Origin of the sequence: Streptomyces sp. HD, from assembly GCF_028369295.1 — a bacterium.
GTDB lineage: Bacteria > Actinomycetota > Actinomycetes > Streptomycetales > Streptomycetaceae > Streptomyces.
Genome location: NZ_JAQMYP010000045.1, coordinates 1 through 13,081, shown reverse-complemented (window position 1 = coordinate 13,081; position 13,081 = coordinate 1). Strand labels below are relative to the sequence as shown.

General features: G+C 70.0%; 12 protein-coding genes. 6 read left to right on the top strand and 6 right to left on the bottom strand.

Features of this window, described 5'->3' with window-relative positions:
- Positions 1 to 18: 18 nt before the first annotated feature.
- From thpD to POF73_RS34020, 5 genes are all read right to left on the bottom strand, one after another.
- Positions 19 to 921, bottom strand: coding sequence for an ectoine hydroxylase (thpD, locus tag POF73_RS34040; RefSeq protein WP_272122930.1), 903 nt, complete (start codon positions 919 to 921; stop codon positions 19 to 21).
- Positions 922 to 928: 7 nt separating this feature from the next.
- Positions 929 to 1,333: an ectoine synthase gene (locus POF73_RS34035; protein WP_272122929.1), complete on the bottom strand. Its 405-nt coding sequence runs from the start codon at positions 1,331 to 1,333 to the stop codon at positions 929 to 931.
- 72 nt (positions 1,334 to 1,405) lie between these two features.
- Positions 1,406 to 2,677 carry a diaminobutyrate--2-oxoglutarate transaminase gene (ectB, locus tag POF73_RS34030; protein WP_272122928.1) on the bottom strand — a complete coding sequence of 424 codons (1,272 nt, stop codon included), beginning with the start codon at positions 2,675 to 2,677 and terminating at the stop codon, positions 1,406 to 1,408.
- A 30-nt stretch (positions 2,678 to 2,707) separates the two neighbouring features.
- Complete coding sequence (gene ectA / locus POF73_RS34025) at positions 2,708 to 3,214, bottom strand: diaminobutyrate acetyltransferase (protein ID WP_272122927.1); 507 nt, start codon at positions 3,212 to 3,214, stop codon at positions 2,708 to 2,710.
- Positions 3,215 to 3,519: 305 nt separating this feature from the next.
- Positions 3,520 to 4,056, bottom strand: a complete 537-nt coding sequence (locus POF73_RS34020; RefSeq protein ID WP_272122926.1) for a DinB family protein — start codon at positions 4,054 to 4,056, stop codon at positions 3,520 to 3,522.
- A 238-nt stretch (positions 4,057 to 4,294) separates the two neighbouring features.
- On the opposite strand from POF73_RS34020, the gene POF73_RS34015 reads away from it, so the two are divergent.
- Both POF73_RS34015 and POF73_RS34010 read left to right on the top strand, forming a co-directional pair.
- Positions 4,295 to 4,789 (top strand): hypothetical protein, encoded by a 495-nt coding sequence (locus POF73_RS34015; protein WP_272122925.1) that lies wholly within the window; start codon positions 4,295 to 4,297, stop codon positions 4,787 to 4,789.
- Between the two features lie 31 nt (positions 4,790 to 4,820).
- Positions 4,821 to 7,865 (top strand): M56 family metallopeptidase, encoded by a 3,045-nt coding sequence (locus POF73_RS34010; protein ID WP_272122924.1) that lies wholly within the window; start codon positions 4,821 to 4,823, stop codon positions 7,863 to 7,865.
- Positions 7,866 to 7,893: 28 nt separating this feature from the next.
- Here the strand turns inward: POF73_RS34010 and POF73_RS34005 are convergent, their stop codons facing one another.
- A complete protein-coding gene (locus POF73_RS34005; protein WP_272122923.1) occupies positions 7,894 to 8,994 on the bottom strand; it encodes a pyridoxal-phosphate-dependent aminotransferase family protein in 1,101 nt (366 codons plus the stop codon).
- Between the two features lie 155 nt (positions 8,995 to 9,149).
- Between POF73_RS34005 and POF73_RS34000 the strand changes: the two genes are divergently transcribed.
- From POF73_RS34000 to POF73_RS33985, 4 genes are read left to right on the top strand one after another with little or no spacing between them, the layout of a single operon-like run.
- Complete coding sequence (locus POF73_RS34000; RefSeq protein WP_272122922.1) at positions 9,150 to 10,001, top strand: ABC transporter substrate-binding protein; 852 nt, start codon at positions 9,150 to 9,152, stop codon at positions 9,999 to 10,001.
- Between the two features lie 3 nt (positions 10,002 to 10,004).
- Positions 10,005 to 10,838: an amino acid ABC transporter permease gene (locus POF73_RS33995; RefSeq protein WP_272122921.1), complete on the top strand. Its 834-nt coding sequence runs from the start codon at positions 10,005 to 10,007 to the stop codon at positions 10,836 to 10,838.
- Positions 10,835 to 11,629 carry an amino acid ABC transporter ATP-binding protein gene (locus POF73_RS33990; protein WP_272122920.1) on the top strand — a complete coding sequence of 265 codons (795 nt, stop codon included), beginning with the start codon at positions 10,835 to 10,837 and terminating at the stop codon, positions 11,627 to 11,629. The genes POF73_RS33995 and POF73_RS33990 overlap by 4 nt, the downstream gene beginning before the upstream one ends.
- Before the next feature lie 21 nt (positions 11,630 to 11,650).
- Positions 11,651 to 12,742: an amidohydrolase family protein gene (locus tag POF73_RS33985; protein WP_272122919.1), complete on the top strand. Its 1,092-nt coding sequence runs from the start codon at positions 11,651 to 11,653 to the stop codon at positions 12,740 to 12,742.
- Positions 12,743 to 13,081 lie beyond the last annotated feature (339 nt).

Genomic DNA, 13,081 nt, shown 5'->3' with positions numbered 1-13,081 from the left:
ACCTCACCGGTGTGAGGCTCACTTCACGGGCGTGAAGTCCCGTGCGCCGATGAATTCCGGACGCCGTATCGGAGCCGCGAAGGGGTCGACGGCGGCGTTTTCCACGCTGTTGAAGACGATGAAAACGTTGCTGCGCGGGAACGGCGTGATGTTGTCGCCGGAGCCGTGCATGCAGTTGCAGTCGAACCAGGTCGCCGAACCGGCCCTGCCCGTGAAGAGCTTGATGCCGTACTCGGAGGCCATCTTGGTCAGCGCCTCGTCGGACGGCGTCCCGGCGTCCTGCATCTGGAGGGACTTCTTGTAGTTGTCCTTCGGCGTGGCCCCCGCACACCCGAGGAAGGTCTTGTGCGAGCCGGGCATGATCATGAGCCCGCCGTTGGTGTCGTAGTTCTCGGTCAGCGCGATCGAGACGGACACCGTGCGCATGTTCGGCAGACCGTCCTCGGCATGCCAGGTCTCGAAGTCGGAGTGCCAGTAGAAGCCACTGGCCCCGAAGCCCGGCTTGACGTTGATCCGCGACTGGTGGACGTACACGTCCGAGCCGAGGATCTGCCGTGCCCGGCCGACCACGCGCTCGTCGCGCACCAGCTGCGCGAACACCTCGCTGATCCGGTGCACCTCGAAGACGGACCGGATCTCCTTGGACTTCGGCTCGACGATCGAGCGCTCGTCCATGCGGATCGCCGGGTCGCTGACGAGCCGCTCCAGCTCCTGGTGGTAGACCGCCACCTCGTCCTCGGTGATGAGCTGGTCGATGGCGAGGAAGCCGTCGCGCTCGAACGACTGGAGGTCGCCGGTCGCGATCGGGCCCGGGGTGTCGGGCGCGCCCCAGACGACGGGGTCCTGGCGCGGGGTCGACACCTCGGTGGCACCGCGGCTGGGGTAGAGATCGGTGACGTTTCCGGTCATGGCGGTGGTCATGGGGTTCTCACACCTCCTCGGGCTCGGTGAGCAGCGGGTAGACGCCGTTCTCGTCGTGGTCCTCCCGGCCGGTCACGGGCGGGTTGAACACGCAGATGCAGCGGAAGTCCTCCTTGATCCGCAGCGTGTGCCGCTCGTGCCCGTCCAGGAGGTACATGGTTCCGGGCGTGATCGCGTACGTCCGCCCGGTCTCGTGGTCGGTCAGCTCGGCCTCGCCCTCGACGCAGACGACGGCCTCGATGTGGTTCGCGTACCACATCGACGTCTCCGTACCCGCGTACAGGACCGTCTCGTGCAGCGAGAAGCCGACCCTCTCCTTCGCGAGGACGATGCGCTTGCTCTCCCAGGTGCCGGACGCCGATTTCACATGGCGCTCGGTGCCTTCGATGTCCTTGAACGAACGGACGATCACGGTGTTGCGATGCCTCCTAGGTGGTGGTGTTCTCTTCTTCCCGACCGTCTGCCCGGCTGTCCTGCCTGCCGGTCAGGCGGTCTCACGGACGGCGCGGGCGAGGATGCGGAGCCCCTCGTCCAGCTCGTCCGGGGTGATGGTCAGGGCCGGGAGCAGCTTGACGACCTCGCTCTCCGGACCGGACGTCTCCACGAGCAGCCCGAGCTCGAAGGAGCGCTGGGCGATCCGCCCGGCCCGCTCCTTGTCGTGGAACTCCATGCCCCACACCAGGCCGCGGCCCCGGTACTCCTTGACGTCGGCGGGGTTCTCCTCGCAGATGGCGATCAGCCCCTGCTCGACCTGCTCGCCGCGCGCCCGGGTCTGCTTCTCCATCGCAGAGCCGTCGGCCCAGTACGACTCCAGGGCGGCGGTGGCGGTGACGAAGGCGGGGTTGTTGCCGCGGAAGGTGCCGTTGTGCTCGCCCGGCTCCCAGATGTCCAGCTCGGGCTTGAACAGGCACAGCGACATGGGCAGCCCGTAGCCGCTGATGGACTTGGACACGGTGACGATGTCCGGTGTGATGCCCGCCTCCTCGAAGGAGAAGAAGGCGCCGGTGCGGCCGCAGCCCATCTGGATGTCGTCGACGATGAGCAGCATGTCCTGCCGCTCGCACAGGTCGGCCAGCGCACGCAGCCACTCGGGACGCGCGACGTTGATGCCGCCCTCGCCCTGCACGCTCTCGACGATCACGGCCGCCGGCTTGTTGAGGCCGGAGCCCTGGTCCTCCAGGAGCCGCTCGAACCACAGGAAGTCCGGGACGGTGCCGTCGAAGTAGTTGTCGAACGGCATGGGCGTGCCGTGGACCAGCGGGATTCCGGCGCCGGCCCGCTTGAACGCGTTGCCGGTGACGGCGAGGGACCCGAGGGACATGCCGTGGAAGGCGTTGGTGAAGGACACGATGGCCTCGCGCCCCTTCACCTTCCGGGCCAGCTTCAGCGCGGACTCCACGGCGTTGGTGCCGGTCGGGCCGGGGAACATGACCTTGTAGGGCAGGTCACGCGGCCGCAGCACCAGGTCCTGGAAGGTCTGCAGGAAGGCCCGCTTGGCACTGGTGGACATGTCGAGCCCGTGCGTGACGCCGTCCCGCTCCAGGTAGTCGATCAGAGCCCGTTTCAGGACCGGGTTGTTGTGCCCGTAGTTCAGCGAGCCGGCCCCGGCGAAGAAGTCCAGGTACTCGTGGCCGTCCTCGTCGTACATACGGCTGCCCCGAGCACGGTCGAAGACGGTGGGCCAGCCGCGGCAGTAGCTGCGCACTTCCGACTCCACGGTCTCGAAGACACTGAGGTCGGGCTGGGTGATGGTCACGACGAATCGCTCCTCGATGCGTGGGGGAGGTCAGAGGGAGAGGGGGCCGATGCGGTACAGGACTTCGGGATCGTGCGGCCCGTCCGGGAACAGGCCCGTCGGGAACAGCACCTCGCGCTCCAGGTGGGCGCCGTGCCGCTCGGCGAAGGCGCCGAACAGCCGCTCCGAGGCGGTGTTGCCGGGTGTGATGGTGGTCTCGATGCCGGTGACGCCGTACTCGCCGCCGACCCGCGCCACGAGCCCGTCCAGCAGCGCGGCGGCTATGCCGCGGCCGCGGTAGGCGTCGTCCACGGCCACCTGCCAGACGAGCAGGGTGCGCGGACGGTCCGGGCGTACGTAGCCGGTGATGAAGCCGACCGGTTCCCCGTGCTCGTCGCGGGCCACGGCAGACGTGCCGGCGAAGTCACGGCACCACAGCAGATAGCTGTACGACGAGTTGAGGTCGAGGGCCTTGGAGTCTCTGGCAATCCGCCACAGCGCGGCCCCGTCGGCCACCGCCGGACGGTCGATTTGCAGGTCTGCTTGTGCGGCAGTCATGCGAATTGAATTTACCGAGGGAAATTCGAAATTGCATGGCCGTCAGGGGTTACGTGTGAGCCTTGGGTGTGTTATCACGCGGGCGTGAGGATGGGCTAAAAATGGCCGCGAGATGCACCTTCTGTCCGGTTAATACCGGACAAAGGGGTCGCGATGTGGAACGCGTCACAGCCGTGTAACTCTCACGGGACCTGCCCGAAATACGTCGGTTGGCGTTCGCGGAATCTTTGCGTTTAGGTCTGCCGAAAGCGGGCAGAAGAGAATGGGGAGCTACCCTTAAAAGGAATTCGAGAATTACTCAGAATTTAAGCACCGGTAAGTCCGTCGATGTGCTCTCGCAGAATGTCGGCGTGGCCGTTGTGCCGGGCGTACTCCTCGATCATGTGTATGAGCACCCACCGGAAGCTGACCTCGACCCCGGCCATCGGCCCGTCCGCGATCCGCCCCACACTCTCCAGCGCCCGCCCGGCACACACCTCCCGCCCCCGCGCGATCTCCCGCCGCCACACCGAGAGCGCCTCACCGATACCGCGCCCGGCATCGAGCCCGTACCCGCTCTCGTTCCCCTCCCCGTACACCGGCGGCAGCTCCAGCCCGCCCGCCATCCGCTGGAACCAGTTCCGCTCGCACTCCGCGAGATGCTGCACCAGCCCGAGCAACGTCAACTCCGACGGCTCGGCGGCGGCGAGCCTCACCTGCGCGTCGTCCAGTCCCGCGCACTTCAGCTCCAGCGTCGCCCGGTGGAAGTCGAGCCAGCTTTCGAGCATGCGGCGCTCGTCGCCGGTGAAGTGGGGGATCGGGCGGCCGTCGGGGAGGTGGTGGGTGGGGGTGTCGGTCGTCATGCGGGGGAGGGTGGCACGGGGGATCGGGGGCGGTACGGCTTTCAGCGTCGGGCGAACCCCGCAGGGCCGCCTCGGCCCGGCTTTCCCACAGGCGTACGGGTTCCTCGGAATCCATGCCGGGTTCCTCGGAATCCGTGCCAGAGTTGTTGTGTGCGGGTCAACTTTGCGGACGTGACAGCCGGCGAGCCTTCGGGGGACGGACATGGCTTCTGGGATGACGGCGTCGGACGGGAGGCACGTGCGTGACATCGTCCGCGACGTGGTGGCCGACGTGGCGGTGGACGAACTTCCGCTCGTGGACGGGTTGTTCCGGTTCGACGACGCCACCGTCGTACGGCGGCTGAGCGGACGCGGCCGTCGACGGGAACCGCTGGGGTTCGGCTGGGGCGAGGTCATGGTCCTGGTGACACCGGTCGTATGGCTGACGGTGGACCAGGCGGCCAGGCGGGCGGCCGACGTGATCGTGGAAGGCTCGGCGCAGCGCACCACGGCCGTCCTGCGCAGGGTCTTCCGCCGTCGCCCCGCCCCGGTCGCCGTCCCGCCGCTCACCCGGGAGCAGCTGGCCCAGGTGCGGGAGCAGGTGCTGGAGGCCGCCGGGGAGCGGGGGATGTCCGAGCGGCGGGCCAAGGAGATCGCGGACGCCGTGGTGGCCAGGCTGGTGCTGGCCGAGGCGAGCGACCCCCCACAGGAGCCGGACACCCAGGCCGACGGCGGCGCCCCGGGCCGGGGCTGATCCGGTGGCTGCTTACGATCCTCGGCCTGAGTTGGCCGAGCGGGCGATCGGCGTGGGCACGACCGTCCGCTTCGCGATGCTGGTGGTCCTGATGCTGGCGGCCGGCGGCGCGATGATCCTGCCCGTCGTCGAAACGCTGCGCAGCGGGGACAGACTGGGCTGCAATCTCGCCGCCGGGGTGGATCCCGACAACCTCGGCAACGGGCCCGCTCTGATCAGCGCCCTCAGCCAGGCCGTTCCCTATCTGGCCTGTATGGCCAAGTACGCCCCGCCGCCGCCGTGGTGGGCCACCGCCGGGTGGCCGGTCCTGCTGTCCGGCGCGGCGGGTGTGCTGTTCCTCGTGCTTCCGGTCTGGAAGGCCAGGCGCGGCCGGGTCGTGCCGCTGGAGTCGGTCGACCGTGACGGCGAACTCCGCGGGCTGCTCGCCGACCTGGCTGCGACGGCCGGCCTGGCCCGGACGCCGCGGGTGGTCGTCGACCCGACGGCGCTCTCGACCGGCGCGGTCGTGTTCGGGCGCAACGGCCGTCCCACCGTGTGCCTGCACGGCGGCCTCCTCGCCGGGAGGAACAGCGACCCCCAGCGCTTCCGGGCGGTCCTGTTGCATGAACTCGCGCACATCGCCAACCGGGACGTGACCATCACCTACGTCACCGTCGCCCTGTGGCGGGTGTTCCTCGCCATGGTGCTCGTGCCCTACCTGATCTGGGAGGGCACGATGATCTACGGGACCTACATCGAGTTCGGGGCGTCGAACTGGCGCAGTAGCCTGCCGACGACCGCGCGTGGCGTGCTGCTCCCCGTCGTCCTGGTGGCGCTGGTGTACCTCGCGCGATCGAACGTGCTGCACAGCCGGGAGGTCTACGCCGACCTGACGGCGGTGCGCTGGGGCGCCGACCCGAGCGGCTGGGCCGGCACCGCAGGGCCGGCGCCGGCCGACGGCGCGCGACGGCGGGCCTTCACGCCGTTCCTGGACATGTGGCGCACCCACCCGCGATGGGAACTACGCCGGGACATCCTGGCCGATCCCGCGCCGCTGTTCGGCATCCGAGCGCTGCCGATGTTCCTGACCGGCGCCGCGGCGGCACTGATCGACTTCCATGTGCTGAACTACCTGTCGCCGTACTACGTGTCCGGCGCGTGGCTGAACCAGGCCGTCGTCCTGGCGTCGGCGGTCCTCGTCACCGGGGTGGTCGGGATCGCGCTGTGGCGGGAGGTCGCGCACGCCGTCCTGACGTCGGGACGCGCGCCCTCGGGTCTGCGGAGCGGGCTGTGGCTCGGCGCCGGGATGACCGCCGGCAACCTGATCACCGGGTTCGGCTCGGGGGCCGAGTGGTATCCGACCCGCCCCCAGTTCCTGCTGCTCGTCGTATGTGCCGGCGTGGTGTACGCCGTGTGGGTGGCCCAGTGCGCCCGCCTGTGGACCAGGACCTGGCGAGGACGGACCCTACGTCCGGCGCTGCTGGTCAGCCTGACGGCCGCCGTCGTGCTGCTGTCCTGCTGGCTCGCCTGGTGGGGAATGGTCGGGGGACCGTTCGCGACCGGGTTCTCGTTCTCCGCCGACGGGGTGCACAGAGCTCTGCTGTACGACTTCCCCGGCCGCCTCACCGGTCACCCGGCCCTGTTGTCCGCGATCACCGCGGTGATGCCCCCGGTGCAGAGCACACTGCTGCTGCCCCTGATCCCCGCCGCGGTCGCCGTGTTCTGGGTGGTGCCGCTGCTGGCCTGGGCCGCCGGCCCGCGCACGGCCGTGCCCCGCTGGGCCGAGGGTGCCCTGCGCGGCACCGGCACCCACGGGGCGGCACCCGGGGACGGGATTCCGCCGCTGCGCCGGGTCCTGCTGCCGGGACTGCTGGGCGGGGCCGTGGGCTGGGCCGCCGTCGCGGGTGTGCAGGCGTACATGCACACCTGGCAGCCCGGCCCGGAGCAGCGCGGGGGCATGTTCGCGTGGAGCTATGTGGCCTGGCTCTTCGTGGCCCTGGTGTCGGCGACAGCGGTCGCGGCGATCACGGCCGTCGCGAGAAGCGGTCCCTACCGGCTGCTCGGCGCGCTGATCGCAGCCGAGACGGCGGCCCTGCCGAGCCTCGCGGGGATGATCCTGCTCACCTCCTCGGACGGATGCGTCGCGCCCCTGAACACCCTTGAGTCCAGCTGTACGTGGACGCCTCCCTGGCAGTCGCTGGGGCCGGCGTTTCTGTTCCTGGTCAACGGCACCCTGGTACTGGGGGCCGTCACCGCGGTCGTCGTCGCGGCAGTCGGCTCGGTCTGCGCTCGCGTAGGAGCGTTCCGGGCGTGGCGGCCTGTCCGGCCTGTCCGGCCTGTCCGGCCTGTCCGGCCTGTCCGGCCTGTCCGGCCTGTCCGGCCTGTCCGGCCTGTCCGGCCTGTCCGGCCTGTCCGGCCTGCCCGGATGTCCTCTCCCGGGAGAGGACCATCGGCGGTGCGCGCCCGGCGTATCAGCGTGTTCGTGCTCTGTGCGGTGGCGGTGGGGATCGCCGCGGTGGAAACGGTCGGCCAGGCGCGGCAGAAGCTCCGGATCATCACCGCGACGGCCGCCCAGCGCGCCACGCAGCAGTGGGGCGGCGTCGCCGACGCGCCGGTCTCCGCCGAAAGGAAGGCGGAGCAGGTGCACGCCTGGTACCGCCTCGGCGGGCACTACCTGATCTGGCACGCCAATGCCCACGCCGACCATTTCGTCAAAGAACTGCGCACGATCGCGGCGGCCAAGGACGTCGACTGGAGCGACCTGAAGCAGGCCCTGAGTCCGGTCCGCCCCGCCTGCGTCAACCTGGGCAAGGTCGCACAGTGGGCGAACGGCTCCTACTTCCGGATCCCCGACCTGCGCGCCCGACTGCTCTGGCAGCAGTTCGGCGCCCAGGCCCGGCAGGGCAGCCAGGACTGCCAGAAGGCCCTGGACCAGCGGGACTTCACCCTCTTCCGGACCGCCATACGCGAGATCGGCGGGGCCAGGAACAGCGCCGAAGCGGTCAAGAGCAGGGTCGACAAGGTGCTGCTGGACGCCGACTACGAGGCACCCGAACACCCCGACTGGTTCTTCGAGGTCCCGCCCGGTGCCCGGTAACGCCCGCCGGCTCCCCAGGGGACCACGACTACCGCCAGGCCTCCTCGACGGCCCGCAGCGCCCCCTCCACATCCACAGCCAGCCCCTTCTCCGCCAGCGCGGCCCCCAACGCCGCCAGACTCGCCCGCACGGCCCCCGCCGTCGCATCGGCCCCGTAGTGATTGACCCGGATCATCTCCTTGGCCAACGCCCCGCCTCCCGCGGCGAGCGGCACCACGGGATCGACCTCCAGCGCCCGGGCCACCACCTCCGACGCCACCACCCCCACCGGCGCCCGCAACGTCGTGGCGACCGGAGCGGCCTCCCGGTCCTCGTACACATACGGCTCCAGCCCCCCGCCGAGAGCCACCGCCCCGGCCCGGGCGGAGGCCGCGGCGGCCCGGTGCCGCGCCATCACCGCCGCGAGCCCGTCCCCCTCGATCCGCTCCACGCAAGCCTCCAGCGCCAGCATCTCCAGCTGCGCGGGCGCATGCAGCAGCGCCGTGCGCCCGCCGTCGATCCAGCGCTCCTTCCAGTCCAGCAGCGACAGATACGACCGCCGGGGCGCCCCCGGATTCGCCGCCATCCGGGCCCACGCCCGCTCGCTCACCGACACCGCCGACACCCCGGCCGGCCCGCCCATCGCCTTCTGCGCCCCGATGACGCACAGGTCCACACCCCAGGCGTCCGGCAGCACCGGCTCCGCCCCGATCGACGCCACCGCGTCCAGGTAGAACAGCGCCCCGTGCGCCCGCACGACCTCGCCGATCTCCGCGACGGGATTGGTGTTGCCGGTCGCCGCCTCCGCGTGCACCAGGGAGACGAAGTCGATCCCGGGATGCTCGGCGAAGGCCTCCCGGATCTGGTCCGCCGTGACCGCCGTATGGAAGGGCACCGCCAGATCGATCACGGTCGCCCCGCAGTCCCGCAGCCAGTTCCCGAAGGTCTGCCCGTACGGACCGGTGATCACGTTCAGCGCGGTCGTACCGGGCCCGGCCGTCCCCCGGATCGCCCCTTCCAGCGGCAGCAGCGCCTCACCCTGCATGATCACGACGTCCTGCAGGGTGTCGAGCAGCCGGGCCACCCGGTCCTCGATCGAGGCGAAGTGCGCGGCGCTCAGCGGGGGAAGATCGAGGAATGGGTGGGTCATGGAGGGCGCTCGCTTTCTTCGTGGAGATCTACTTCTTCATGGAGGTCTACTCCGCCGATCTTAGGTAGAACGGCTCCACAGCCATCGGTTTGGTTTGAGGTGCTCAAACCCATCCTTATAATCGGAACCCATAGTTCCCTGACAGGAGGCCCCCCGTGAAGACGACCCTCGGGCGCCGGACCCGCATTCTGGCCGCCACCACCGCGACGGCCGGGCTGGTGCTCGTGGCCGGCTGCACCTCCAGCGACAACGGCGGCAGCGGCACGAAGACCGCAGCCGGCGGTGTCGAGCTCGTCAAGGCGGGCCAGCTCACCACCTGCACCCACCTGCCGTACCCGCCCTTCCAGTCGGAGATCGACGGCAAGGTGCAGGGCTTCGACGTCTCCCTCATCGACCTGGTCGCGGACGACCTGGGCGTGAAGCAGAGCATCCTCGACACGCCCTTCGAGAACTTCAAGACCGGTGCGTTCCTCAACTCCGGCGAGTGCGACCTCGCCGCGGCCGGCATGACCATCACCGAGGAGCGCAAGAAGAACGTCGACTTCTCGGACCCGTACTTCGAGGCCACCCAGGCCGTCCTCGCCGACAAGAAGAGCGGCATCTCCTCCTTCGCCGACCTCAAGGGCAAGAAGGTCGGCGCCCAGGCGCAGACCACCGGCGAGGACTACGCCAAGAGCAAGGGCCTGGACCCGGTCTCCTTCGAGTCCTCCGACGCCGTCCTCAACGGCCTGCGCACCGGCCAGGTCGAGGCCGTCGTCATCGACTACCCGGTCGTTCAGGGCTGGCTGAAGGACAAGGCCAACGCGGCCGCCTTCGAGGTCGCCGAGCAGGTCAACACCGGTGAGCAGTACGGCGTCACGGTGAAGAAGGGCAACGACAAGCTCCGCGAGGCCATCAACAAGGCGATCAAGGACGCCAAGGCCGACGGCACGTACAAGAAGCTGTACGAGCAGTGGATCGGCCCGTACGACGAGTCCGCCGCCGCCCCCTCTCCCGCCTCCTCCTGACCGATGACCGACACAGACACACAACTCCAGCCGAGGAAAAAGGGCCTGACCCGGCGCCAGAAGCGTCGCCTGTCGCGCGGCATCCAGTACGCCGTCTTCGTCGCGGCCGTGATCGCCTTCGCGTTCGCGGCCGACTGGGACCGACTGCAGAACCAGTTCGCGCAGGGGGACGTCGCGCGGCAGATGTTCCCGGACGTCATCACGCTGGCGTTGAAGAACACGGTGCTCTACACCGTGTCCGGGTTCGTCTTCGCCCTGGTGCTCGGACTGGTGCTCGCGCTGATGCGCCTGTCGTCCGTCGGACCGTACCGCTGGGTCGCCGGCGTCTACATCGAGATCTTCCGGGGGCTGCCCGCCCTGCTGATCTTCATCTTCATCGGCGTGGCGATCCCCCTGGCCTTCCCGGGCACGGAGATCGTCGGCGGTACCTACGGCAAGGCCGCCATCGCGCTCGGTCTGGTCGGTGCCGCCTATCTGGCGGAGACTTTCCGGGCCGGCATTCAGGCGGTGCCCAAGGGGCAGATGGAGGCGGCCCGGTCACTCGGCTTCTCGCCCGCACGGGCCATGATCTCGATCGTCATCCCGCAGGCGTTCCGGATCATCCTCCCGCCGATGACGAACGAGTTCATCATCCTCTTCAAGGACTCCTCCCTCGTGCTGCTCCTCGGCGTCACGCTGGAGGAGCGCGAACTGTCCAAGTTCGGCCGTGACCTGGCCAGTACCACCGCCAACTCCACGCCGATCCTGGTCGCCGGCCTGTGCTACCTCCTGGTGACCATCCCGCTCGGCTTCGTCGTACGCCGCATGGAGGCGAAGGCCCAGGAGGCCGTCAAGTGAGTACCAGGGCAGAGATCCAGGTCCGTGACCTGCACAAGTCCTTCGGCGACAACGAGGTGCTGCGCGGCATCGACCTGGAGATCAACCAGGGCGAGGTCGTGTGCGTCATCGGCCCGTCCGGCTCCGGCAAGTCGACGCTGCTGCGCTGCGTGAACCTGCTGGAGGAGCCCACCAAGGGCCAGGTCTTCGTGGGCGGCACCGAGCTCACCGACCCGGACGTCGACATCGACGCCGTACGCCGCCGGATCGGCATGGTCTTCCAGCAGTTCAACCTGTTCCCGCACCTCACGGTGACCGAGAACCTCACGCTGCCGCAGCGCCGCGTCCTCCGGCGCGACAAGGCGTCGGCCGCGAAGGTGGCCGCCGAGAACCTGGAGCGGGTGGGCCTGGCGGAGAAGGCGTCGGCGTACCCGGCGTCCCTCTCCGGCGGCCAGCAGCAGCGTGTCGCCATCGCCCGCGCCCTCGCCATGGGCCCCGAGGTGATGCTCTTCGACGAGCCGACGTCCGCGCTGGACCCCGAGCTGGTCGGGGACGTCCTCGCCGTCATGCGCATGCTCGCCCACGAGGGCATGACGATGATGGTCGTCACCCACGAGATGACCTTCGCCCGCGAGGTCGCCGACCGGGTCGTCTTCATGGACGGCGGAGTGATCGTCGAGGACGGCACCCCGGACCAGGTCATCGGCGCCCCCCGGCACGAACGCACCCGCCACTTCCTGTCGCGACTCCTCGACCCGGCGATGGCCGAGGTGGAGGAGGAGACCTCGGACCAGGTGGGCAAGGGCGACTAGCCGGTCATTAGGGTGCGGTACATGAGCGAACGCGCGGTGCTGCACGTGAAGGGCCGGGTCCTCGTCGGTCCGGACGACGTCCGGGACGAGCTGTGGGTCGTCGACGGCCGGATCTCCTACGACCGTCCCGTCGGCGCCCACGACGTCCGTACCGTCGAGGGCTGGGCCCTGCCCGGCCTCGTCGACGCGCACTGCCATGTCGGCCTCGGCGCGCACGGCCCCGTCGACGACGACATCGCCGAGAAGCAGGCGCTCACCGACCGCGAGGCGGGCACCCTGCTGATCCGCGACGCCGGTTCACCCTCCGACACCCGCTGGGTCGACGACCGCGACGACCTGCCGAAGATCATCAGGGCCGGCCGGCACATCGCCCGCACCCGCCGCTACATCCGCGGCTACGCGCACGAGATCGAGCCGCAGGACCTGGTCGCGTACGTCGCCCAGGAGGCCCGGCGCGGCGACGGCTGGGTCAAGCTGGTCGGCGACTGGATCGACCGCGACCTCGGCGACCTGGCCCCCAGCTGGCCGCGCGAGGCGGTCGAGGCGGGCATCGCGGAGGCCCACCGGCTGGGCGCCCGGGTCACCGCGCACTGCTTCGCCGAGAGCTCGCTGAGGGACCTGGTCGAGGCCGGCATCGACTGCATCGAGCACGCGACCGGCCTCACGGACGACCTGATCCCGCTGTTCGCCGAGCGGGGCGTGGCCATCGTCCCCACCCTCGTGAACATCGCGACCTTCCCCAAGCTGGCCGACGGCGGCGAGTCCAAGTTCCCGCAGTGGTCGGCCCATATGCGCCGCCTCCACGAACGCCGCTACGACACCGTCCGCTCCGCCTACGACGCCGGTATCCCGGTCTTCGTCGGCACGGACGCGGGTGGCACCCTGCCGCACGGCCTGGTGGCGGCCGAGGTGTCGGAACTGGTCACCGCGGGCATCCCTGCCTCGAAGGCCCTCGCGGCGGCCACCTGGACGGCCCGGACCTGGCTCGGCCGACCGGGCCTGGAGGAGGGGGCCGCGGCGGACCTCGTGGTGTACGAGACCGACCCGCGGGCCGACGTACGGGTGCTGGCGGCGCCTCGGCGGATCGTCCTGAACGGGACGATCGTGGGCTGAGAGCCCCGTTGCGCCTGTGACTGTGGAGAACGTGCGTGCCCCGGGGTTCGAAAACCTGCACGGGAAACACACGTAGGGGTGAACTCACGGCAGGATGCTGACCGGGCACCCCGCATGCGCGATTCTTGGCAGGTCCCGAGCAAGTCTCCTCCGAGGGGTCCCCACCTTGAACGGCAAGAACTTCCGCCTGCCCGCACGCCGTCTCGCCGGCGTCGCGACGGCCGCCGCCCTGACCGCAGGTCCCGCGGTGCTGGGCGCCGCGGGCACCGCCCACGCGACCGGTGACGAGGGCCGTGCGAGCGCCGCCGTGCTGCGTACCGGGCTCGACGTCTCCCTGCT

Bases quoted from the DNA above. Each gene is read 5' to 3' on its own strand.
- thpD (WP_272122930.1), bottom strand. From the start codon at position 921: ATGACCACCGCCATGACCGGAAACGTCACCGATCTCTACCCCAGCCGC.
- ectA (WP_272122927.1), bottom strand. From the start codon at position 3,214: ATGACTGCCGCACAAGCAGACCTGCAAATCGACCGTCCGGCGGTGGCC.
- POF73_RS34020 (WP_272122926.1), bottom strand. From the start codon at position 4,056: ATGACGACCGACACCCCCACCCACCACCTCCCCGACGGCCGCCCGATC.
- POF73_RS34005 (WP_272122923.1), bottom strand. From the start codon at position 8,994: ATGACCCACCCATTCCTCGATCTTCCCCCGCTGAGCGCCGCGCACTTC.
- POF73_RS33995 (WP_272122921.1), top strand. From the start codon at position 10,005: ATGACCGACACAGACACACAACTCCAGCCGAGGAAAAAGGGCCTGACC.
- POF73_RS33985 (WP_272122919.1), top strand. From the start codon at position 11,651: ATGAGCGAACGCGCGGTGCTGCACGTGAAGGGCCGGGTCCTCGTCGGT.